Raw genomic sequence first — 22,529 nt, 5'->3', positions numbered from 1 at the left:
TCAATTGCCACAAAATATTACTCGCGTCATATTACGGTCGTAATAGCCATTCCGCTTTCTCAGGTATTACGCCATGACCAGCATGCCCACCGTAGAACCCGATCTCGCCGTTCCGGTCAGCGCTCCCAAACCGACCCTGCTCAAACGCCTGCTGTTGCCCACTGCGGGTTTGGCCGCGCTGGTGTTCGCCGGCCTATATGCCGCGCATTGGTGGGGCACGGGGCGATTTCTCGAGGAAACCGACGATGCCTACATCGGCGGCGACGTCACGGTGATCGGGCCGAAAGTCGCCGGTTACATCGAGGAAGTGCTGGTCAGCGACAACCAGAAGGTGAAGGCCGGCGACGTGCTGATTCGCCTCGATGCCCGCGACTACCGCGCCAATCTGGCCAAGGCTGAAGGCGCGGTCGCCGCCGAAGAGGCGCTGCTGGCTAACCTCGACGCCACCGAACAACTGCAGCAAGCGGTGATCGGTCAGGCCCGTGCCGGTATCGATGCCGCCAGCGCCGAAACCGCCCGCTCGCGGGATGACAACGCCCGCTACAAGCGTCTGGTGACCACCAATGCAGTCTCGGTAGAAAGCGCGCAACGGGCCGACGCCACCTTCAAGACCGCGCAAGCCTTGAGCGCCAAAGCCCAGGCCGAATTGCTGGCCGCGCAACGCCAGCTCACCGTGATCGAAACCCAGAAACAACAGGCCCGCGCCGCCCTCCAGCAAGCCCGGGCCGAGCGTGATCTGGCGCAACTCAACCTCGGCTACACCGAGCTGCGCGCTCCGGTTGACGGCGTGATCGGCAATCGCCGCGCGCGGGTCGGCGCTTATGCGCAGGCCGGTTCGCAGCAGTTGTCGGTGGTGCCGGCCAGCGGCCTGTGGGTCGATGCGAACTTCAAGGAAGACCAACTGGCGCGGATGAAACCCGGCCAGCGCGTGAGCATCCGCGCCGACGTATTGTCCGGCCAGGAATTCCACGGTCGCCTCGACAGCCTCGCCCCGGCCACCGGTTCGCAGTTCAGTGTGCTGCCGCCGGAAAACGCCACCGGCAACTTCACCAAAATCGTCCAGCGTGTACCGGTGCGGATCCTGCTCGACCCGGCCGACGGCGTGCTCGGCCACCTGCGTCCGGGACTGTCGGTGACGGCTGAAGTCGACACCCGCGCCCAACCTGAAACCACGGCTGTGGCCAGCGCGCCATGAGCACCGCCCTCACCGCCGCCGCGCAGCCATTCAACGCCGCCGAGATGGCAACGGCGACCAAGGTGTTCGCCTTCGCCACGATGTGCATCGGCATGTTCATCGCGCTGCTGGATATCCAGATCGTCTCGGCCTCGCTGCGCGATATCGGCGGCGGGTTGTCCGCCGGCACCGATGAAACGGCGTGGGTGCAGACCAGTTACCTGATCGCCGAAATCATCGTGATCCCATTGTCGGGCTGGCTGTCGCGAGTGTTCTCCACGCGCTGGCTGTTCTGCGCCTCGGCGGTCGGCTTCACCCTCGCCAGCCTGCTCTGCGGCATCGCCTGGAACATCCAGAGCATGATCGCCTTTCGCGCACTGCAAGGGTTTCTCGGTGGGTCGATGATTCCGCTGGTGTTCACCACGGCCTTCTTTTTCTTCACCGGCAAACAGCGGGTAATCGCCGCTGCCACCATCGGCGCCGTGGCTTCGCTGGCGCCAACATTAGGCCCAGTGATCGGCGGCTGGATCACCGACATTTCGTCCTGGCACTGGCTGTTCTACATCAATCTGGTGCCGGGAATTTTCGTCGCCGTGGCAGTGCCGATGCTGGTGAAGATCGACCAGCCGGAACTGTCGCTGCTCAAGGGCGCGGACTATCTGAGCATGGTGTTTCTGGCGCTGTTTCTCGGTTGCCTGGAATACACCCTCGAGGAAGGCCCGCGCTGGAACTGGTTCAGCGACCAGACCATCCTGACCACCGCATGGATCAGTGGCCTCGCGGGGCTGGCCTTCATCGGCCGCACGCTGCACGTGGCCAATCCGATCGTCGACCTGCGCGCGCTCAAGGATCGCAACTTCGCCCTCGGCTGTTTCTTTTCCTTCGTCACTGGCATCGGCCTGTTCGCGACGATTTACCTGACGCCGCTGTTTCTCGGCCGGGTGCGCGGCTACGGGGCACTGGACATTGGTCTGGCAGTTTTCTCCACCGGGGTGTTCCAGATCATGGCGATTCCGCTGTACGCCTTTCTGGCCAATCGCATCGATCTGCGTTGGATCATGATGGCGGGCCTGGCGTTGTTTGCGTTGTCGATGTGGGAATTCAGTCCGATCACCCACGACTGGGGCGCCGGAGAATTGCTGCTGCCGCAAGCCCTGCGCGGGATCGCCCAGCAACTGGCGGTGCCGCCAGCAGTAACGTTGACGTTGGGTGGCCTGGCACCGGCGCGGCTCAAGCATGCGTCGGGCCTGTTCAACCTGATGCGCAATCTGGGCGGTGCAATCGGGATTGCCGCGTGCGCGACCATTCTCAACGACCGCACCAACCTGCACTTCACCCGGTTGGCGGAGCATCTGAACAGCAGCAACGAAGCGGTGAATCAGTGGCTGGCCCAGGTCGGCGGCAACTTCGCCGCGCTGGGTCAGAGCGGCGATGTCGGCGTCACCGCCAGCCTGCGTCAGCTGTGGCTGCTGACCTACCGTGAAGCGCAGACGCAAACCTACGGCGACACGTTCCTGATGATCATGGTGTGCTTCGGCATCGCCACGGCGATGGTGCCCTTGATGCGCAAGGTGCAACCACCGGCCGCGCCGAGTGCCGATGCACATTGATCGATCAGGCCTGTGGGGTTTTACGGAAGCCCACGGCCAGACGGTTCCAGCTGTTGATGGTGCTGATCGCGACCGTCAGGTCGACCATTTCCTGGGGCGAGAACTGCGCAGCGACCACTTCGTAGTCTTCGTCCGGGGCGTGGGTCAGGCTCAGTTGGGTCAGGGATTCGGTCCACAGCAGCGCGGCGCGTTCACGTTCAGTGAAAAACGGCGCTTCACGCCAGGCGGTCACGGCGAACAACCGGCGCGGGGTTTCGCCGCCCTTGATCGCGTCGGCGGTGTGCATGTCGATGCAGAACGCGCAGCCGTTGATCTGCGAAGCGCGCAGCTTGACCAGTTCGATCAGGGTCTTTTCCAGCGGCAGTTTCGAGACGGCGGTTTCCAGGGCGATCATCGCTTTCAGGGCATCTGGGGACGCGGTGTAGAAATCGATACGAGGTTTCATCGGGATCTCCGGGGCAAGTGAATGTGGGGCTACGTTAGTCCCGGCGTCCCGACCGGCAAATAGCCAATCTCCCGGAAGATGGGTAGGCCACTGCGCGGGTGTCAGAAAAGAAAGTGTGAATGGGCAATTGCCAGCACTCGTTGCGCGCCACTAGAATGCGATCAATTCTTAATTGCACCCTAATCGCACTCTCGATTGCATCTCTGGCAACGGACGCCCGAAACGAGTACCTGCCCTCCATGTCGTCCCTCGATCAGCCGTTGAATCAGCAAGTCCAGACGCTCTACAGCGAACACCACGGGTGGCTGCAGGGCTGGCTGCAGCGCAAGTTGGGCAACCGCTGCGAGGCGGCCGATCTGGCGCACGATACCTTTTTGCGCCTGCTCACCCGGCAGGTGATCAAACCGCTGGGCAACGAGCCCCGGGCGCTGCTGACGCACATCGCCAAAGGCCTGATGATCGATCGCTGGCGGCGTCAGGACCTGGAGCGCGCGTACCTGGAAACCATCGCGCAGCTGCCCGCCGCCGAAGTGCCGTCGCCGGAAACCCGCTACCTGATCCTCGAAACCCTGTGGCGCATCGAAGCGCTGCTGCGCGAACTGCCCGAGCAAACCCGCGAGACCTTCCTGCTGTCGCAGATCGAAGGCCTGACCTACGCGCAGATCGCCACGCGCCTGAATGTTTCGCTGATCACCGTCAAACGCCACATGCGTGCCGCGTTCATTGCCTGCCTGAGTGTCGCCTGATGAATTCGTCGATGATCAATCCGCAGATTCTCGGCGAAGCCGCCGACTGGCTGGTGCAACTGCATTCCGGCACCGCGACCCCGTCCGACCACCAGGCCATCGCCCAATGGCGCACCCGCAGCGCCGAGCACGCCATCGCCTGGCAACGGGCCGAAGCGTTGCTGGGGGACTTGCGCAGCGTGCCGGCCAACGTCGCGATCCAGACCTTGAAACGCGCGTCCCGCAAAGAAGGCCTGAGCCGTCGCCAGACCCTCACCCGCCTCGGCTTGCTGTTGATGGCCGGGCCGCTGGGCATCGCTTCGCAGCATGTGCCGTGGCAGCAATGGACCGCCGACCAGCGCACCGCCGTCGGCGAGCAGAAGAACCTGCAACTGCCAGACGGCACTCAACTGGTGCTCAACACCGACAGCGCCGTGGACATCGCCTTCAGCCCGGTGGAGCGTCGGGTCCTGCTGCTCAACGGCGAAGTGCTGATCAACACCGCCGCAGACACCAGCGCCCGTCCGTTCATTGTCGAAACCCCGCAAGGTGTGGCCCGCGCGCTGGGCACGCGATTCTGCGTACGCACCGAGGGTTCGCGCAGCCAGGTGTCGGTGCTCGAAGGCCAGGTTCAGATCACCCCGCAACTGCTCAAGCACAGCGCGATTCTTCAGGCGGGCGAGCGCCAGCGCTTCAAGCTCAACAGCTTCGACAGCGCCGAAACCTTCGACACCGCATCCCTGGCCTGGGACAAAGGCATGCTGCTGGCCAGCAACATGCGTCTGGACGAATTGCTCGGCGAGCTGAGCCGCTATCGCCGGGGCGTACTGCGCTGTCATCCAGACATCGCGGCGATGCGCGTGTCCGGGGCGTTTTCCCTGCGCGACACCGACGCCAGCCTGCGTTTGCTCAGCGATACCCTGCCACTGAACATCAACAGCCTGACCCGTTATTGGCTGTCGGTAGAGCCCCGTGTCTAAGCCCTCGGAAAATATTTTCATTATTCCCTGATACCTTTTCGCGACTCGTCCGGTGAGTGGATAGACCTTCCCATTCCACGCCCCCGACAGGAACACCGAATGACCGCAATGCCATCGCCCCGCCCCGCCACGTTTGCGCTCAAGGCCCTGAACCTGAGCCTGGCCCTGGCCTTCAGCGCGCTGCTGCCGACCGCCGCCCACGCCGCCGACAGCGTCAGTGAAAGCGCCAGCCGCAGCGTCAACATCGGTCCCGGCCTGCTCAGCCATGTGCTGGCGCAATTTGCGGTCAGCGTCGGCGTGCCGCTGTCGTTCGATCCGGCGCAACTGGGCAATCGCCAGAGCCCCGGCCTGCAAGGCAGTTACACCGCACAGAGCGGTTTTGCCCGGTTGCTGGAAGGCAGCGGTTTCGAACTGATCAGCACCGGCCACAACGGTTACACCGTGGCCCCGAAAGTCGCGGCGGACGGCGCGCTGGAACTGGGCGCCACCAACGTCAGCGCCCTGCGCGACGACAGCGGTGATACCTACGGCGGCGAACAGGTCGCGCGCCGCGCGCAGATCGGCATGCTCGGCAACCAGGAGGTCAACGACCTGCCCTTCAGCGTCACCAGCTATACCGCCAAGACCATGGCCGATCAGCAGGCCCAGACCGTCGGCGATGTGTTGCTCAACGACGCCTCGGTGCGCCAGTCCAACGGCTTCGGCAACTTCTCGCAGATGTTCATGATCCGCGGCCTGCCGCTGGCCTCCGATGACATTTCCTATAACGGCCTCTATGGCGTGCTGCCCCGGCAGATCATCGCCGTCGAAGCGCTGGACCGGGTCGAACTGTTCAAGGGCCCGAATGCATTCGTCAACGGCGTGACCCCGAGCGGCAGCGGCATCGGTGGCGGGATCAACCTGCAACCCAAACGCGCGATGGACACGCCGACCCGCAGTGTCACCCTCGATTACAGCGCCGACGGTCGGGTCGGCGGGCATCTGGATCTGGGCCAGCGCTTTGGCGAGGACAACCGCTTCGGCGCGCGGGTCAACCTGATGCAGCGCGAAGGCGACACCGCCGTCGATGACGAAGACCAGCGCTCGTCGCTGTTCAGCGTCGGCCTGGACTATCGCGGCGATCGCCTGCGGGTCTCGACCGATTTTGGCTATCAGAAGCAGGTCATCAACCAGGGCCGCTCGGTGGTCTATGTCGATTCGAGCCTGACAAAAGCCCCCAAGGTGCCGCACGCCAACGCCAGCTATGCCCAGAGCTGGAGCTATTCGCAACTCGAAGACACCTTCGGCATGGCCCGCGCCGAATACGACCTGAACGACAACTGGACGGCCTACGTGTCCGGCGGCGCCAAGCACACCCGCGAGAACGGGGTTTACTCGTCGCTGACCGTTACCGACCTGAACGGCAGCGCCCGTGGCGGCATGCTCTATTCACCCCACGACGAAGACAACCAGAGTGCCATGGCCGGGCTCAACGGCCGCTTCGACACCGGTCCCGTCACGCACCAGTTGAACCTCGGTTGGGCGGGCATCTGGGGCGAGCAGCGCTCGGCGTTCGAAACCATCGGCACCGCCGGGCGCTACAGCACCAACCTGTACAACGTTACCGACAAGCCGCGCCCGGCGCCCACCTCGTTCGCCAGCGACATCAATGACCCGCGCATCACCGGCAAGAACACCCTGCGCAGCGAGGCGATTTCCGACACCCTTGGCTTCGTCGATGACCGCATCCTGCTGACCCTCGGCGTGCGTCGCCAAGAATTGAAAGTCGACGGCTGGAGCACCGCCACCGGCGCCCGCACCTCGAGTTATGAAGAGTCGATCACCACCCCGGTCTACGGCCTGGTGATCAAGCCGTGGGAGCATGTGTCGTTCTACGCCAACCGCATCGAAGGCCTGGCCAAGGGCCCGACGCCGCCGACCACCGCGATCAACCGCGACGAAACCTTCGCCCCGGTGCGCAGCAAACAGATCGAGGCCGGGGTGCGACTGGACATGGGCAGCTACGGCGCCAACCTCGGCGTCTATCGCATCGAGCAACCGTCGAGCTACACCCAGGACGGGATCTTCCGGGTCGACGGCCAGCAGACCAACAAAGGCGTGGAACTCAACGTCTACGGCGAACCGCTCGACGGCCTGCGCCTGCTCAGCGGTGCAACCGTGATGAAGACTGAACTGGAAGGCAGCAGCAACGGGGTGAATGACGGCAATCGCGCCGTCGGGGTGCCGCGCTTCCAGTTCAACCTCGGCGCCGACTGGGACATTCCGGGCCTCGAAGGCGCCGCCCTCAGCGCGCGGATGTTGCGCACCGGCGGCCAATACCTGAACGCCGCGAACACCCAGAGCATACCGGCGTGGAACCGCTTCGATCTGGGCTCGCGTTATGCCTTCAAGCTGGATGAAAAGCAGATCACCCTGCGGGCCAATCTGGAGAACGTCGCCAACGAAGCTTACTGGGCCTCGGCCAACGGCGGTTACCTGACCCAGGGCACACCGCGCACGCTGAAGGTTTCGGCGACCGTGGACTTTTGACCGCTCGTCATCCGGCCGGCACCAAGGGTTCGGCGCGTCTGACCAATATCAGGTAAACCCCTTTCCGGAGACAGACCATGATCACGCGCAAACTCACCTCGCTGTTGTTGATCGGCCTGCTGGCCACAGGCTCAGCCGCGACATTCGCCGCCAACGACGGCGCCGATGCCACGGGCACCAAATCCGGCTCGACCAGTGGTTCACAAATGCCGCCCGACAACACGCCGGGCTCGCCGTCCGGTGGCAGCGGCGCGGGTGGCGGTACCGGCACCAACGGCGGCGCCAGCGGTTCGGGCTCGGGAGCAGGCGGGGGCACTGGTTCGGCCGGTGGCGGCACGGGCGGTGCCGGCGGTGGCACCGGCGGCTGAACGAACAAGAGCAGGCCGTGGTAAACGCCATGGCCTGTGTCTGAACCCTATCGTTTTTTGTCAGCGATCCGAACGTAGCAATTCGCCGAAACCGACGTCCATCGACAGCACGGCCGCACGATTGCGGCCGGCGTTTTTGGCCTGATACAGCGCCGCATCGGCGCGCTGGATGAACAGCTCCGGGCTGTCGTTGCCCAGCGGAATAAATGCATAGCAACCCAGGCTCACCGTCAGATAACCGGTGGGCGAGCCGCTGTGGGTGATGTGTTTGTCCATGACGCTGCGGCGGATCTGCCCGGCAATCGCCAGCGCGCCGTTGATGTCGGTGTCCGGCAGCAACACCGCGAACTCTTCCCCGCCATAGCGCACCGCCAGATCGGACTTGCGCTGGCAGCAGTTCTTCACCACCTGCGCGACCTGGGTCAGGCAATGGTCGCCGGCCACGTGGCCGTAGGCATCGTTGTAGCTTTTGAAGAAATCGATATCGAGCATGATCAGGCTCACCGGGCTCGACTGCCGCGCGCCCCGGGCAAACTCCACCTCCAGCGAGCGCTCGAACAGACGCCGGTTGGCCAGCCCGGTCAGACTGTCGTGGGTGGCGATCTGCTCCAGCGTCCGCTGGGCCTTGCGCAGGTTTTTCTCGATCCGCTCGCCATCGCGCACCTGATGAATGAACACCCAGCCAAACAGCCCCACGCCGAGCATCACCAGCGCCACGATGACGCTGGACTGGAACGCCCGGTCATACCAGCCCTGGAGGATCGTGTCCCGGGACGAAGACGCCGCGACCACCAACGGGTAGCTTTCCAGCTGCCGGTAACCATAAAGACGGGTGACACCGTCGACCACCGAATCGATCATCGCGGTGCCGGCGGCTGCATTGGGCAGCAACTTCTGGTAGATCTCGCCCTTGGCCAGCGAGGTGCCGATCAGGCTCTCGTCGAAAGGCCGCCGGGCGAGCAAGGTGCCGTCGGTCAGGCCGAGGAACATGGTGCCGTTGTCGTCCAGGCTGAAGCTTTTGAAGAACCGGTCGAAGTAGGACATCTTGATCCCGGCCAGCAGCACACCCTGAAAATTGCCGGCGTGGTCGTTGACCCGTTTCGAGATCGGGATGATCCACTCACCGTTCTCACGGCTGCGGATCGCCGGGCCGATGTGCGCCACGGCCGAGACGTTCTGCTGGTGAAACTTGAAGTACTCGCGATCGGCCACGCCATGGCCGCGCGGCAGATCCGCGAACGAGGTAATCACCCACTGCCCTTCGCGGTCGAACAGGAACATGCCGTGCAACTGCTCCAGTTGCTGCACCCGCCGCGCGAGGGTTTTCTGCAAACGTGGCTTCTGCGCCGCGCCATAGCCATCGTCCTGAACCCAGTCGACCAGGCTGGTCAGCACCAGATCCGCTGCCAGAAAAGTGTCTTCAGCCTGCTGCGCCATGGCCCGGGTCAGGTTGGCCGACGACACCTGTGCGTTGGCCAGATCCTGGCGCCGCGACTGTTCGATCTGCAAATACAACAGACCGGACAGGCTCAGACACACAGCCACGATGAACAACACCGCCGCCTTGCGCAGGGGCAAACGCTTGAGGGTGCCGCCGGGGGCCTGGTGCGGATCGTGAATGGGGATAGGCAAAAGCGTGTCCTGGGCAGGTACGACAGGGGCAAAAGCCCGAAACCCTTGTTCTTGTGAGCGTAGCCCACCGGGTTGTGTGGGGCAACCAAGTGCCACCGAGACAATCCCGACCCTGTTGCTATCGGCGCGCAGGGCAATTGGATGACCTGCGTCGCGAATTATTTTTGCCTGCCCGTTTTCCTCGCTTTTACCCCCGGCTCGCCAACCGCCGCATTGCACTGTGCAGATGCGCCCGCGCACTTTCCGGATCGCCCTCGCGCATCTGCTCGTAAGCCCGTTGCGCAACCGCGTGCGGCACCGGTTTCAACACCCGTTGCGTGGCCATCGCCAGCAGTTGCACCTGCGCGGCACGCTCCAGGTAATACAGATCGTCCCAGGCTTCAGCGATGGTCGGCGCCCCAACGATCACCCCATGATTCTTCAGAAACAGAATGTCGGCCTCGCCCATGACCCCGGCAATCCGGTCGCCTTCACGCTCATCCAGCGCCAGCCCGTTGTAATGCTCGTCCACCGCCGTGCGCCCGTAGAACTTCAGCGCGGTCTGGCTCAGCCACAACAGTGGCGGCCCCTCCAGCAGGCACAACGCCGTCGCGTTCGGCATGTGCGTATGGAATGCGACCTTCACCCGTGGCAATCGCTGATGCAGGCGCGCATGAATATAGAAAGCAGTGGCCTCCGGTTGGCCCTCGCCGTCCACCACGTTGCCGGCGAAGTCGCAGATCAGCAGGTTGTGCGCGGTCACTTCGGAAAACGCATGGCCGTACGGATTGACCAGAAACAGGTCAGCGTGTCCCGGCAACATCGCCGAAAAGTGATTGCAGATCCCCTCCTCCAGCCCGTGCAGCGCCGCCAGTTGAAAGCACGCTGCCAGCTCTTTGCGAGCGGTGATGATGGCTTCGCTGTCGAGGTTCAACGAGGCGTAACGCGCGGGTCGGGCGCTGCCGGTCAGGGTATGGGCCATGGCGAAACTCCTTTATGACCAGCCAAGGGATGAGAACAACGGAAGGACTTCGTCCAGCGTGTTGAGGATCGCGTCGGGCCGATAGTCCGGCAGCAACTGACGACCGGTGCCCCGGTCGATCCAGATGCAACGAAAATGCATGTCGCGGGCCGCCGTGTGATCGAGCATCGGGCTGGCGCAGATGTGCACCACCTGATCGCGGCTGACGCCCAATTGCTCATGAGCGTAGTCGAACAGCCGCGGCGCCGGTTTGTAGGCACCGGCCTGTTGCGCGGTGATCACCCGATCGATATGGCCGCCGAGTTGAGCGACGTTGCCGGCGATGATTTCGTCATCGGTGTTGGAAACGATGCACAGCTTAAAACCCTGGGCCTTGAGCTGCGCGAGGGTCTCGACGACTTCGGGAAACGGCGGCATCTGCGGGATCGCGGCGGCCAGGCGCTGGCTGTCCTGGCTGGCACTCGCCAGCCCCAGCTCCTCCAGGGCCAGTTGCAGGCCGAGGGTGCTCAGCTCGCGAAACGAGCGGTGCGGCGGCGTCTGTTCCAGGCGATGTTCGTGGCGGTCGTAGACCTCGATCAGGCGCCCGGCGTCGACCCGGTGCTCGCCCTTCTCGCTCAGAATCCGCTCGGCCACGGCGCGCAGGCCTTCGTCCCATTGAATCAAGGTGCCGTAGCAATCGAATGTCAGCCATTGCGGGCGCGGTGTGTTGATCAAGGTCATGGGGAATTCCTCTGCAAGTGAGGGCTTCAGCTTATGAACTCGGGGTGATAGTGTGAAATTAAATAAATAGCCGGCTGTCAGTTGCCAAACAAATATCGAGGCCGCCGCCATGCTGGATCTGGAACTGCTGAAAACCTTCGTCTGCGTGGTTGATGAAGGCAGCTTCACCCGCGCCGCCGAACGCGTCCACCGCACCCAGTCCACGGTCAGCCAACAGGTGCGCAAACTGGAAGACCTGGTCGGTCACGCCCTGCTGTTGCGCGACCGCACCGGGTTGAACGTCAGCGTCACCGAGCACGGCGAACTGCTGATCCACTACGCCCGTCGATTACTGGCCTTGTCGGCCGAGGCCAGCGAAGCCCTGGCCAGCGATCTGGATCTGGAAATCCTGCGCATCGGCATGCCGGAAGACTTCGACGCCCGACGCATGGCGCTGATCCTCGCCGGCTTCACCCGCAGCCACCCGCAAGCGCGACTGGAAACCGTCAGCGGCATGAGCCTCGACCTGCGCCAACGCCTCGACAGCGGCGAAATCGACATCGCCCTGATCAAACGCGAACCCGACAGCGGCCCCGCCTGGGCGACCTGGCCGGAACGACTGGTTTGGGTCAAGGGTGCTGAGTTCGACTCATCCAGTGGCGTGTTACCGCTGGCGCTGTTTCCCCAGGGCTGCCTGTACCGACAACGGGCAATCCGCCTGCTCGACGTGGCGCAACGCCCCTGGCGCGTGGCCTTCGGCAGCCACAGCCTGACCGGCATTCAGGCGGCGGTCGCCTCCGGGCTCGGGGTTTCGGTGCTGCCGGCGTCGGCGGTGTTGCCGGAGCATCGGGTGTGCACGGACTTGCCGCCGCTGCCACCGACGGAACTGGCGCTGGTCAGTCGCGAGGGGGTGTTGAGTGGATTGCAGCGGGGTTTGGTGGAGTTTCTGCGGGGGGAATTGGGGGTGGATGCGGGGGGATTTGCTTGATCCCCCCAAATGGCGCTGAGCTCAGGGCTTGTTGACTTCGCGCAGCAGGTCTGCGACCGGGAGGTTCATGGTGTTTGAGTAGTAGGGTTTGTAGCCGTAAGCGGTGACGACGACTTTGCAGGGGATTTGTTGTTTGCCAGAGAGGAGTTGGTTCAGTTCGGCCGCTGACAGATTTCTGTCCGTACTTCTATCGCTAGAGGTTTCGATCAAAAACGCGCTGGTCAGATAGGAAAATCCCGTTTTGTTCGCCTGCCCCTTGTCCGAGGTAATCAAACCGAGGGCAGAAAACTGCATTGATTTATCAACCGCAAAGTCTTCGTCGTCTCCCAAGGCGCACTCAAGAGTACCCGACGCCATTCCTTTACGTTCACCTCGGTCAAAAAGATCCAGAACATCCACGTCCGATTGATACCGAACGTCGTAGAGCGTTCGTTCTCTTGCGACAGACACGAAGCTCAAATTTGCCGGAGGTTTTACATGACCCTTTGCACACCCGGAGCAGATGACCATAAATATGCATAGAAGAAATTTGTACCTCACGAGAAATCTCCATGATCGATTCAAGCAGCAAGTCGCTGGCCGATTTACTGCCTACTTCTCTGGTGGAAAATCGCCCTGACCCAAGTATGTTCCCTTTTAGCAATGAGCTCAGAACTTGTTACCTTCGCGCAGCAGGTCTGCGACCGGGAGGTTCATGGTGTTTGAGTAGTAGGGTTTGTAGCCCCAGGCGGTAATGACGACTTTGCAGGGGACCTGGAGCTTTCCGGACAACAGGCCATTCAACTCCTGAATTGAAAGAAATTCCTGAGTTGAACCGTTATTTACGGTTTGCCTTAAAGTTGCACTCGTCACGTAGTTGTATTTCCCGCCGGCTTTGTTCGTCTCATCTACATCAATCAGTCCGTACGCCGAATATCTGAATCGGTTAGTGATAGAAAAGTCCTGATCGTCACCCAGTGCACACTCCAACATTGTCGAAGCGGCGCCTTCCCTCATTCCTCTCCCAAACAGATCCAAAAGGTTTACATCAGAGGCGTAGTAAATTTCGTAATACAGGCTGCTGGGTTTTCTCTCTATAGTCAGAAAATTGAGATTTGCAGGCTGGACCGTATGGTTTTTAGCGCAAGCTGAACACAAGATGGTCAATAGAAGAAGCAATAAGGTTTTCTTACCGCTGGTGCCATGTCCCGGCAATGGGCAAGCGGTCGGGTCGGTCACTCGGGCAGCGGGTTTTCCGCTCATGAAAAGCTCCTTGCGGTGTCGCGTCATCATCCATTGGCGCGAAAGCATGAACAAAGTCGCGGCGTTGTTCAAACCCGCATGCAAAAAAACAGGCGCCTGAAGAGGCGCCTGTTTTCCATGGACGGTAACTGCTCCGGTCAACGCGACGGCGGCACTCGAATGTCCCCCGCCCGGCACTGGGTTTTCACGCCCTTGCCGCAGGCGCCGAATTGCAGGTCCTTGCCCATGCACACGCGCACTTCCGAGAGTTCCGGGCCGTTGCAGATGACGGCGATGCCGTCTGACGGGATGCCCGGATTGCTCTTGCGGAACAGGTCGGCAATTTCCTGCGCTTCGAAGTAATAAGAGCTACTGAACGGTTGCAGCTCTTCCGGGATTTTCACCGCGGCCACGGCTTTATCCGATTCGTCCAGATAGCCCATCGCGCCGAGGCCGCTGCAGGTGCCGTGTTTGCTCCATTCGTGATCGAGCAGTTTTTTGGTCGGGAACAGCGTCAGGCCTTTGGCCGTTTCGGCGGCCGACAGGTTGGTCAGCGGTGGGCAGGATTGCGGCCAGCCGCCCTTGGCGTATTGCGGCCACAGGCCATGCAGGACAAAACCGTAACCCTTGCCGGTGCATTGCGGGTCATCCTTGTGGGTCAGGCAAAAGGTCGGCGACCAGGACAACGCCAGGAGGTAGTAATCGAATACCCCCGCCACCGATTCCGCCTTGCTGGCAGACGACTGGCGCGCCGAACTCAGGCCGATGCTACCGACCGTCAGCGCAATCAGCGCCATAATTGTAAAAAGCTTTTTCATGTTCCCGTTCCTTGGGACGCGTGCGTCCGTGGTTTCTGTGGTCTGACCATCACTTGGCCAGACGCTGATTGAGTCATGCCCGTGTTGCAGGCGCATGACGCAGGGCAAAACCTGCATTACTTTGAAAGGACTACGATGAAGTTGAAATCACCACAGGGAACCGACATGAGTAAAGCAGACGAACTCGCCGCGAAACTCAAACAAACCCGGCACACCCATGCTGACGAAATCACCTGCGCTGAACTGGAGATCGATTGCTGGCCGGCTCAGGTCTACGCCTTGTATCACCGAATCGAAGGCTGGTTGCAACCGGTCACCGAGGTAGGCCTGAAGATTCGGCGCAATCCTACGCATGTTTGCGAATCTTCTTCGGATGGCGAGACCCACGACTACGCCATCGACCAGTTGATCATCGAAGCCAACCACCACAGCCTGACGTTCGACCCCATCGCCCGCTTCACCGAAGACGGCGCAGGGCGAGTGCAAATCGTCCTGCCGGGGCGCGAAGTATCGCTGCTGCGCACGGTCGATGAGCACGGTGAAAGCCATTGGTGGTTGCAGACGCTCGAAACCGGGCAACAGCTGGATGCGATTGCGTTGACGGAAAACAACCTGCTGCTGGTGGTCCAGGAAGGGCTCGGTTTGTAGGTTGAACCTGACACAACTGTAATCCGCCCCTCAGCCTGCTGAAAGCTGCCGCTGGTTAGCCTCCCCGTCATTGGTCAAACGGGGACTTCCAGCGCATGCCTTCCACCACCTCAAGACGCACCTTCGTCAAAGGCCTCGCCGCCGGCGGTCTGCTCGGCGGCCTCGGCCTGTGGCGCACGCCGGTCTGGGCCTTGAACAGCCCCGGCCAGGTGAACGAGTTAAGTGGCACCGACTTCGAGCTGTTCATCGGCGAAACCCCGGTCAACTTCACCGGCCAGCCCCGCACCGCCCTGACCATCAACGGCAGTCTGCCCGGCCCGCTGCTGCGCTGGCGCGAAGGCGACACCGTGACGCTGCGGGTGCGCAACCGGCTCAATACAGACACATCGATCCACTGGCACGGCATTCTGCTGCCGGCCAACATGGACGGCGTGCCGGGCCTGAGTTTCAAGGGCATCGAGCCGGGCGGCGTGTACGTCTACCAGTTCAAGGTTCGCCAGCACGGCACCTACTGGTATCACAGCCATTCCGGCTTGCAGGAGCAGGCCGGGGTCTACGGGCCGTTGGTGATCGACGCCCGGGAACCGGAGCCGTTCGACTACGACCGCGACTACGTGGTGATGCTCAGCGACTGGTCCGACGAAGACCCGGCCAGCCTGATGAAGACTTTGAAAAAGCAGTCCGACTACTACAACTTCCACAAACGCACCGTCGGCGATTTCATCCACGACGTCGGCGAAAAAGGCTGGGGCGCCACCGTTGCCGATCGCACGATGTGGGCGCAGATGAAGATGAATCCCACCGACATCGCCGACGTCAGCGGCGCCACGTACACCTTCCTGATGAACGGCCACGCCCCGGATAACAACTGGACCGGCCTGTTCCGCCCCGGCGAAAAACTGCGCCTGCGGCTGATCAACGGCTCGGCCATGACCTACTTCGACGTGCGCATTCCCGGATTGAAAATGACCGTGGTCGCCGCCGATGGCTTGCACGTCAAACCGGTCAGCGTCGACGAGTTGCGCATCGCCGTGGCGGAAACCTATGACGTGATCGTCGAACCCGCCGCCGACGCCTACACCCTGTTCGCCCAGGCCATGGACCGCACCGGTTACGCCCGAGGCACCCTCGCCGCCCGCGCCGGATTGTCGGCCCCGGTGCCGGCGCTGGACCCGCGCCCGCTGGTGACCATGGACGACATGGGTATGGGTGGAATGGATCATGGCTCCATGGACATGAGCGCCATGGATCACTCAAGCATGAACATGGGCCCGATGCAGTCGCACCCCGACAGCGAAAAGGACAACCCGCTGGTGGACATGCAAGCCATGACCACCGCGCCGAAACTCGACGACCCCGGCCTCGGCCTGCGCAACAACGGTCGCCGCGTGCTGACCTACGCCGACCTGCGCAGCACGTTCGAAGACCCGGACGGCCGCGACCCGAGCCGCACCATCGAGTTGCACCTCACCGGCCACATGGAGAAATTCGCCTGGTCGTTCAACGGCATCAAGTTCTCCGACGCCGAGCCGCTGCTGTTGAAGTACGGCGAGCGGATCCGCCTGGTGCTGGTCAACGACACGATGATGACTCACCCCATTCACCTGCACGGCATGTGGAGCGATCTGGAAGACGAAAACGGCAATTTCCAGGTGCGCAAACACACCATCGACATGCCGCCCGGCACCCGTCGCACTTACCGCGTCACCGCCGATGCGCTCGGCCGTTGGGCCTATCACTGCCATCTCCTGTACCACATGGAAATGGGCATGTTCCGCGAAGTGCGGGTGGAAGAATGAGGACGCCGACCATGACTCGATTTGCCGCGTTTTCGTTGTCGCTTCTGTCGATGGCTCCGGCCTTCGCCGCCAGCGACATGCAGGGCATGGATCACAGCCAGATGGGCGATATGCAGAGTATGGACGACGGCATGATGCAGCCCGCCGCGCCGACCGAAAGCCGCACGCCGATCCCGGCGCTGACCAACGCCGACCGCGCCGCCGTGTTCACCAGCCACGCCGGGCATCAGGTCCACGACAGCGCCATCAACACGTACTTCCTCGCCGACAAACTTGAATGGCAGGACGCCGACGACGCCAGCACCCTGGCCTGGGATTTGTCCGGCTGGATCGGCGGCGACATCGATCGGCTGTGGCTGCGCTCCGAGGGCGAACGCAGCAACGGCAAGACCGAAGACGCGGAAGTCCAGGCGCTGTGGGGCCACGCGATTTCGCCGTGGTGGGACATGGTCACTGGCGTGCGCCAGGACTTCAAACCCGGCGCCCCGCAAACCTGGGCCGCGTTCGGTCTGCAGGGGATGGCGCTGTACAACTTCGAAGCCGAAGCCACGGCGTTCCTCGGCGAAAACGGCCAGAGCGCGGTGCGGCTGGAGGGCGACTACGACATCCTGCTGACCAATCGCCTGATCCTGCAGCCGACCGCCGAACTCAACGTCTACGGCAAAAACGACCCGCAACGCGGGATCGGCTCGGGCCTCGCGAACACCGAAGCCGGGCTGCGCCTGCGCTATGAAATCCGCCGCGAATTCGCGCCCTACATCGGCGTGACCTGGAACCGCACCTACGGCCACACCGCCGATTACGCACGGGAAGAAGGCGAGGATCGCAGCGAAGCGCGACTCGTCCTCGGCGTGCGGCTGTGGTTCTGAATCCCATCAAAAAACAACACCGAGGTCTTGCATGCGCACATTGAAAATCTCCCTCGTCCTCGCCAGCGGCTTGCTCTTCAGCACCCTGGCCCAGGCCCATCCGAAACTGCTGTCGTCAACCCCGGCCGAAGGTGCCGACGGCGTGGCGCCCGGCAAGATCGAACTGCGCTTTTCGGAGGATCTGCTGACCCAGTTCTCCGGCGCCAAACTGGTGATGACCGAAATGCCCGGCATGGCCCACTCGCCCATGCCGATGAAGGCCAAAGTCAGCGCCGGCAGCGACCCGAAAACCATGCTCGTCACCCCGCTCGCACCTCTGCCGGCCGGCACCTACAAGGTCGAATGGCGCGCGGTGTCGTCGGACACGCACCCGATCACCGGCAACGTCACATTCAAAGTGAAATGAGTGATGGCTGAACTGATCAACATCCTCCTGCGTCTGGCGTTGTATGTGGATTTGCTGATGTTGTTCGGGCTGGCGTTGTTCGGGCTATACAGCGTTGACGCGGTGCTGCGGTTTCGGCCGATGCTGCGCGGGATGGCGTTGATCGGGGCATTGCTGTCAGTGGCGGGACTGGTGCTGATGACCCGCGCCATGAGTGGTGAAACGGAGTTCGCGGCGCTGTGGCCGCACCTGCAAATGATGGTGCTGGAAACCGACGTCGGGCTGGCGTGGGCGCTGCGGATGATTGCGCTGATCGCCGTGATGATCTGGCCGGGATTGTGGCTGGCATCAATGGCCGGCGCCGTCGCCCTCGCCTCTCTGGCCTGGAGCGGACACGGCGCGATGGATAACGCGTGGCATCTGCTCAGCGACATCCTGCACCTGCTCGCGGCGGGTGCGTGGCTGGGCGCGATGCTCGCGCTGATCTTGATGTCGCGGCTCGACGCACTGTGCAGCGAAGCGCGCATTCGTTCGCTGGCGGATTCCGTCAAACGCTTCGAAGGCGTCGGCGCGGCGATTGTGCTCTTCCTCTCGATTACCGGCGTGGCGAATTACCTGTTCATCGTCGGCCCGACACTGGGCGAAGTCCTGCTCGGCACCTACGGGATTCTGCTGGCGATCAAGGTTGTGTTGTTCGGGGGAATGTTGGTGTTGGCCGCGTTGAACCGCTTCCACCTCGGGCCGTTGCTCGAGCAATCTTTGCGCGCCGGGCAGCATCAAGTGGCGGCCAATGCCTTGCGCCGCAGCGTGGCACTGGAGCTGATGATTGCGCTTCTGATCGTGGGACTGGTGGCGTGGCTGGGCACGTTGAGCCCGGAACCGGGATGACACCCGGCAAACCCATTCACTACACTGGCCCGCACTCCCACTGCACAAGCCAGATCCCCATGACAATTCAAAAAAGCACGATGATCTTTTGCAGCCTGCTGGCCATGGCCGGCGCCGCCCAGGCACAAGAACCGGCCTCGCACCTCGACACCATTCAGCAACAAGGCCAGTTGCGCGTCTGCACCACCGGCGACTACAAGCCCTACACCTTCAAACGCCCGGACGGCGGATTCGAAGGCATCGACATCGCCATGGCGCAATCCCTGGCCGACAGCCTCGGCGTCAAGGTCGAATGGGTGCAGACCACCTGGAAAACCCTGATGCCGGACATGCAGGCCGGCAAATGCGACATCGGCGTCGGCGGCATTTCGGTGACCCTCGAACGCCAGAAAAAAGCCTTCTTCAGCAACACCCTCGACGTCGACGGCAAGATCCCGCTGGTGCGCTGCGCCGACCAGTCCAAATACCAGACCATCGACCAGATCAACCAGCCGAACGTGCGCCTGGTCGAACCCGCCGGTGGCACCAACGAAGCCTTCGTCCACGCCTTCCTGCCCAAGGCGCAACTTGCGTTGCATGACAACGTGACCATCTTCGAACAACTGCTCGACAGCAAGGCCGACGTGATGATCACCGACGCCTCCGAAGCCCTCTACCAGCAGAAACTCAAACCCGGCCTGTGCGCCGTCAACCCGAGCCAGTACATGCAATACGGCGAAAAAGCCTACCTGCTGCCGCGCGACGACATCAGCTGGAAACTCTACGTCGACCAGTGGCTGCACCTGAGCAAAGTCACCGGCAAATACCAGAAAGTCCTGAGCGAATGGATCGCCGTACCCGCGGCCCAGTAACCCTCAATCGTCATGCATCAGGCCGGAGCTGTACTGGTTGAAACTGTTACCGATATTGCTCCCGCCGAACTTCAACGTATTCACGTTCCGCGCCTCCGGCGACTGACAGTCGCTGGAGAAACAACTGGTGGTGGTCAAACCACCGGAGCCGGAGCAGGCGCTTAGAACTGAGACGGTTGCGACGATCAACAGCGCTTTGAGTGGATTGTTCATGGTGTATGGCGCTCGGGTGGGGTCGGGATCTTGTGGATGGATCGTAGGCCTGTGCGGGTGGCGGGAAGATGAAACTTGCGGGGGTTTCAGCGTGGGTTCAGGTTCGGCCTTTCACAAAGGTTTACATCGGTTTTTCAGTTCGCTCGGTATAGTTTTTTGCAACTTACGAGACCTAGAGAACACGTAATGCCGTCGAACAGCCAGTTGGTAAATTCTGACCTGATAATAGTTTGTTAACGGCTCTAAGCGTCGGAACAAATCAACTCGATTTCGTTTTTTTGCGCGGTTTGAGAGCCACATTCACGGCCGCCCTTAGAAGCAAGGCTGACACCATCGAATGACAGGACGTCAAAAAATGGCTGAACCAACCACTGGGAAGACATCCTCCATCAAGCGTGACTGGGCGTTAGCGACTGAGAAAGAGCGCTCCCACGTCTATTGGGCACTGTCCGACGCGTTTGTAGACAACGAGGTCAACTACGAATCCATCGCGCGCCAGACCGAAGATTACGACCCGCAAGAGATAAAGCGAATTCTCTACGAGGAAGTCGCACCTGTCTGCCATTCGAACCTTGAGACAGTCATCCCGATGATCTGGTCTGCGTTCAACCTTGAACAACTAACGTCTGACATTAGGGAAAATTTGAAAGCCCGAAAGCGCAGCCGTTATCGACGCCAAATAGACAAACTGCTGATACGTTGGCTTGAGTTCCGATACAGATACATATGGAAAGAAATCTCCAGGCACTATCCAAAATAATCAGCGCTATGCGCACATTCTCTACTGCCCTTCCCTTCATCGCTCGAGTGACGAACCCTCCGCGACAGCAAACTGCCCGCCTGCCACAGAGGGTCACAACGACCTACTTCGGCTCGACGTTATCCAGCGCCTGATTCACCGCCAAAGACCCCAACATCACCAACTGCGCAATGCCGATGGCGGTTTTGCGGTGGGCGGGTTCCAGGGTGGCGGCGAAGTTGTTGAGCATTTCGGAGGCTGATCCCAAGGATTCGCTGGCGTTGGCGAGCAGGGATTCGGTGTCGTAGGCCGGGTTGGCGAAGTACATCGGGTCATGTTGGGTGTGACTGCCCATGATCCGTTGCTGTGGGGTGAGGTAGTGATCGAGGGCGCGCTCGGCGGCTTCGTTCAGGGTTCGTGAATCAGGGAATTTGTAGGGGGAGACTGGATCTGTTTCTGGTGGGTTGGGTGTTGGTTTGAACATGGATGAAACTCCTAACACTTTTAGTGAAGGCTTCACCCTTTCGCTACCAAACGAAGGGTGGCGGCCATGAACAGGTTGGTAGACCGGGTGTTAGGAGCCGGCGCGCCCGAAGACGCCCTGTACATGACCACCATAGACCCCGGCCGAAAGCACGACCGGAGACGATGACGTTGTACATCTAACACACGGGCTACCAAACCCGATCACTGGTTTTCAGTGACCCGAGAACGATAAAAGCCACGGCTTAGACGCACAAGCCGGCGGATTCTGTCTTAGGTGTAGGGGGTGGCGCAAGGTGATGTAGGGCTTGGATGACGAAAGAATGAGTAACTTAAACGAGTGAGTTTTTAGGTTTAAAACGTGCGCAAGGATTTCCGACTAGCGAATAGCCCCGCCTTCCGCATCGCCACAGTCAAACCGATGATGTATTGGGCGTAGTCCATCGCCTGCCCCCCGGCCAGCCTGGCTAATCCCGCGAAAACACATAGCCTCGTAGCAATTTCTAAGCATGCAGCAATTCCAGCCCACTAAGAGCACTATCGGTACTATGCTTGTATTTTTTCGAAAGGGGTCGATGCACTGGCAGACGAATATTCGTTAGCGGATGTGCTGGAGAGGATGTACCAGAATCAGCTTAGTCTAGAAGCAGCCTTGATGGAGCTTACGCTTCGTGCCGAACAGCGAGAACGCTGGGCACATCAAGCAGGGACTTGCCAAGCTGAAGGGAAAGAGCCTGGGCTAGATTTGATTTTTATGCATCTGCGTTCGATCATTCGGGATGGGCTACGATATGCCCGTTTTCGGCAAGGTGCGTAATCTTGGCGTGCTGAGCGCAAATAGACGTTCAAATAGTTCGCCTCAGCTTTTTTCCAGAACACTAAAACTCGCAGACTACTGAAAAATTAGGCACAACAGTGAACAAAAATCTCTCGCCAGAAGTACAAGAGCGATTCAAGCGTTTTGATGCTCACCTACCATCGTCAGATGATCCAACATTGGTGGTCCTTAAAGGGCATCTTCTGGCAGAGGAAATTTTAGAGAACCTAATTAAATCCAAATGCCGTTTCCCTGAAACTCTTGAAGGCGTTGAAATTGGATTTTTCTTGAAAGCGAAACTCGCACGCGCCCTAATCGGGAACTCTCATCCAAACGGTCTGCTTCTTACCGACAGCGTGTGGGGAATGCTAGAAGCTTTAAACTCCCTGAGAAATGAACTAGCTCACGCTCTGGAGCCAAAAAAATTAGAAGCAAAAATCCAGAAATTTCTTTCGTTCGCTCCGAAACCGAACAAAAAGAAAACATCAAAGCAAGAATCCAATGCCGCTCTTTATACAGCGATTGTTGGGACTCTTTCTTACCTAGCGTGTTTCGAAACGATAGCCTTGACTGGTGAGATCCCTGAGAGACTATCTGATAATGAGTAACAATAGGTTAAGTTAGTTTCTTTGCCTACTGACTCTGCGTACGCGGCCCTTTAGCTCGAATGCTATCAACGTTTATCAA

24 protein-coding genes are annotated in these 22,529 nt (G+C 61.0%); 15 read left to right on the top strand and 9 right to left on the bottom strand.

Annotated features, from left to right (window positions below; all coding sequences use genetic code 11):
• Window positions 1-73 precede the first annotated feature (73 nt).
• Together ACM6JM_RS24630 and ACM6JM_RS24625 are read left to right on the top strand one after the other, a co-directional pair.
• Window positions 74-1,195, top strand: coding sequence for an HlyD family secretion protein (locus ACM6JM_RS24630; RefSeq protein WP_103387162.1), 1,122 nt, complete (start codon window positions 74-76; stop codon window positions 1,193-1,195).
• On the top strand, window positions 1,192-2,784 hold the full coding sequence (locus ACM6JM_RS24625) for a DHA2 family efflux MFS transporter permease subunit (RefSeq protein WP_103387161.1): 1,593 nt from the start codon (window positions 1,192-1,194) through the stop codon (window positions 2,782-2,784). The genes ACM6JM_RS24630 and ACM6JM_RS24625 overlap by 4 nt, the downstream gene beginning before the upstream one ends.
• Window positions 2,785-2,788: 4 nt before the next feature.
• Here the strand turns inward: ACM6JM_RS24625 and ACM6JM_RS24620 are convergent, their stop codons facing one another.
• A complete protein-coding gene (locus ACM6JM_RS24620) occupies window positions 2,789-3,229 on the bottom strand; it encodes a carboxymuconolactone decarboxylase family protein (RefSeq protein ID WP_011335126.1) in 441 nt (146 codons plus the stop codon).
• Between the two features lie 239 nt (window positions 3,230-3,468).
• On the opposite strand from ACM6JM_RS24620, the gene ACM6JM_RS24615 reads away from it, so the two are divergent.
• From ACM6JM_RS24615 to ACM6JM_RS24600, 4 genes are all read left to right on the top strand, one after another.
• A complete protein-coding gene (locus ACM6JM_RS24615; protein ID WP_414882660.1) occupies window positions 3,469-3,975 on the top strand; it encodes a sigma-70 family RNA polymerase sigma factor in 507 nt (168 codons plus the stop codon).
• Window positions 3,975-4,934 (top strand): FecR domain-containing protein, encoded by a 960-nt coding sequence (locus ACM6JM_RS24610; protein ID WP_414882659.1) that lies wholly within the window; start codon window positions 3,975-3,977, stop codon window positions 4,932-4,934. Before ACM6JM_RS24615 ends, ACM6JM_RS24610 begins: the two co-directional genes overlap by 1 nt.
• 99 nt (window positions 4,935-5,033) lie before the next feature.
• Complete coding sequence (locus tag ACM6JM_RS24605; RefSeq protein ID WP_414882658.1) at window positions 5,034-7,463, top strand: TonB-dependent siderophore receptor; 2,430 nt, start codon at window positions 5,034-5,036, stop codon at window positions 7,461-7,463.
• Between the two features lie 77 nt (window positions 7,464-7,540).
• Window positions 7,541-7,831: a hypothetical protein gene (locus ACM6JM_RS24600; RefSeq protein WP_103387158.1), complete on the top strand. Its 291-nt coding sequence runs from the start codon at window positions 7,541-7,543 to the stop codon at window positions 7,829-7,831.
• A 60-nt stretch (window positions 7,832-7,891) separates the two neighbouring features.
• Here ACM6JM_RS24600 and ACM6JM_RS24595 read toward each other — a convergent pair whose 3' ends face one another.
• The 3 genes from ACM6JM_RS24595 to ACM6JM_RS24585 all read right to left on the bottom strand — a co-directional run bounded on the left by ACM6JM_RS24595 (window position 7,892) and on the right by ACM6JM_RS24585 (window position 11,144).
• A complete protein-coding gene (locus ACM6JM_RS24595; RefSeq protein ID WP_414882657.1) occupies window positions 7,892-9,463 on the bottom strand; it encodes a diguanylate cyclase in 1,572 nt (523 codons plus the stop codon).
• Window positions 9,464-9,650: 187 nt separating this feature from the next.
• On the bottom strand, window positions 9,651-10,424 hold the full coding sequence (locus ACM6JM_RS24590) for an aldolase (protein WP_414882656.1): 774 nt from the start codon (window positions 10,422-10,424) through the stop codon (window positions 9,651-9,653).
• Between the two features lie 12 nt (window positions 10,425-10,436).
• The gene (locus tag ACM6JM_RS24585; protein WP_414882655.1) at window positions 10,437-11,144 is read right to left on the bottom strand and encodes a haloacid dehalogenase type II; all 708 of its coding nucleotides are present in this window, start codon (window positions 11,142-11,144) and stop codon (window positions 10,437-10,439) included.
• Between the two features lie 109 nt (window positions 11,145-11,253).
• Here ACM6JM_RS24585 and ACM6JM_RS24580 point away from each other — a divergent pair, with 109 nt between their 5' ends.
• On the top strand, window positions 11,254-12,111 hold the full coding sequence (locus ACM6JM_RS24580) for a LysR substrate-binding domain-containing protein (RefSeq protein ID WP_085613159.1): 858 nt from the start codon (window positions 11,254-11,256) through the stop codon (window positions 12,109-12,111).
• A 21-nt stretch (window positions 12,112-12,132) separates the two neighbouring features.
• Here ACM6JM_RS24580 and ACM6JM_RS24575 read toward each other — a convergent pair whose 3' ends face one another.
• From ACM6JM_RS24575 to ACM6JM_RS24565, 3 genes are all read right to left on the bottom strand, one after another.
• Window positions 12,133-12,510, bottom strand: coding sequence for a hypothetical protein (locus ACM6JM_RS24575; protein ID WP_239065520.1), 378 nt, complete (start codon window positions 12,508-12,510; stop codon window positions 12,133-12,135).
• Window positions 12,511-12,759: 249 nt separating this feature from the next.
• A complete protein-coding gene (locus ACM6JM_RS24570) occupies window positions 12,760-13,353 on the bottom strand; it encodes a hypothetical protein (protein WP_237233729.1) in 594 nt (197 codons plus the stop codon).
• 137 nt (window positions 13,354-13,490) lie between these two features.
• The gene (locus ACM6JM_RS24565; protein ID WP_039770300.1) at window positions 13,491-14,150 is read right to left on the bottom strand and encodes a ribonuclease T2; all 660 of its coding nucleotides are present in this window, start codon (window positions 14,148-14,150) and stop codon (window positions 13,491-13,493) included.
• A 165-nt stretch (window positions 14,151-14,315) separates the two neighbouring features.
• On the opposite strand from ACM6JM_RS24565, the gene ACM6JM_RS24560 reads away from it, so the two are divergent.
• The 6 genes from ACM6JM_RS24560 to ACM6JM_RS24535 all read left to right on the top strand — a co-directional run bounded on the left by ACM6JM_RS24560 (window position 14,316) and on the right by ACM6JM_RS24535 (window position 19,590).
• The gene (locus ACM6JM_RS24560) at window positions 14,316-14,798 is read left to right on the top strand and encodes a hypothetical protein (RefSeq protein WP_039770302.1); all 483 of its coding nucleotides are present in this window, start codon (window positions 14,316-14,318) and stop codon (window positions 14,796-14,798) included.
• 95 nt (window positions 14,799-14,893) lie between these two features.
• The gene (locus tag ACM6JM_RS24555; protein ID WP_414882654.1) at window positions 14,894-16,597 is read left to right on the top strand and encodes a copper resistance system multicopper oxidase; all 1,704 of its coding nucleotides are present in this window, start codon (window positions 14,894-14,896) and stop codon (window positions 16,595-16,597) included.
• A gap of 11 nt (window positions 16,598-16,608) precedes the next feature.
• The gene (locus tag ACM6JM_RS24550; RefSeq protein WP_414882653.1) at window positions 16,609-17,466 is read left to right on the top strand and encodes a copper resistance protein B; all 858 of its coding nucleotides are present in this window, start codon (window positions 16,609-16,611) and stop codon (window positions 17,464-17,466) included.
• A gap of 31 nt (window positions 17,467-17,497) precedes the next feature.
• Entirely contained in the window at window positions 17,498-17,872 is a 375-nt protein-coding gene (gene copC / locus ACM6JM_RS24545; protein ID WP_414882652.1) for a copper homeostasis periplasmic binding protein CopC, read from the top strand.
• A gap of 3 nt (window positions 17,873-17,875) precedes the next feature.
• A complete protein-coding gene (gene copD / locus ACM6JM_RS24540; protein WP_414882651.1) occupies window positions 17,876-18,739 on the top strand; it encodes a copper homeostasis membrane protein CopD in 864 nt (287 codons plus the stop codon).
• 59 nt (window positions 18,740-18,798) lie between these two features.
• The gene (locus ACM6JM_RS24535) at window positions 18,799-19,590 is read left to right on the top strand and encodes a transporter substrate-binding domain-containing protein (RefSeq protein WP_414882650.1); all 792 of its coding nucleotides are present in this window, start codon (window positions 18,799-18,801) and stop codon (window positions 19,588-19,590) included.
• Window positions 19,591-19,593: 3 nt separating this feature from the next.
• On the opposite strand, the gene ACM6JM_RS24530 is transcribed toward ACM6JM_RS24535, so the two are convergent.
• The gene (locus ACM6JM_RS24530; protein ID WP_064380963.1) at window positions 19,594-19,803 is read right to left on the bottom strand and encodes a hypothetical protein; all 210 of its coding nucleotides are present in this window, start codon (window positions 19,801-19,803) and stop codon (window positions 19,594-19,596) included.
• A gap of 355 nt (window positions 19,804-20,158) precedes the next feature.
• Between ACM6JM_RS24530 and ACM6JM_RS24525 the strand changes: the two genes are divergently transcribed.
• Window positions 20,159-20,563: a hypothetical protein gene (locus tag ACM6JM_RS24525; RefSeq protein ID WP_414882649.1), complete on the top strand. Its 405-nt coding sequence runs from the start codon at window positions 20,159-20,161 to the stop codon at window positions 20,561-20,563.
• Window positions 20,564-20,666: 103 nt separating this feature from the next.
• Here the strand turns inward: ACM6JM_RS24525 and ACM6JM_RS24520 are convergent, their stop codons facing one another.
• Window positions 20,667-21,026 carry a DUF6124 family protein gene (locus ACM6JM_RS24520; RefSeq protein WP_007955862.1) on the bottom strand — a complete coding sequence of 120 codons (360 nt, stop codon included), beginning with the start codon at window positions 21,024-21,026 and terminating at the stop codon, window positions 20,667-20,669.
• Window positions 21,027-21,940: 914 nt separating this feature from the next.
• Here ACM6JM_RS24520 and ACM6JM_RS24515 point away from each other — a divergent pair.
• Window positions 21,941-22,450 (top strand): hypothetical protein, encoded by a 510-nt coding sequence (locus ACM6JM_RS24515; RefSeq protein WP_414882648.1) that lies wholly within the window; start codon window positions 21,941-21,943, stop codon window positions 22,448-22,450.
• Window positions 22,451-22,529 lie beyond the last annotated feature (79 nt).

This window comes from Pseudomonas sp. IT-P2, assembly GCF_949767575.1.
Taxonomy (GTDB): Bacteria; Pseudomonadota; Gammaproteobacteria; order Pseudomonadales; family Pseudomonadaceae; genus Aquipseudomonas; species Aquipseudomonas pharyngis.
This window is presented reverse-complemented; position numbering and strand designations above follow the sequence as displayed.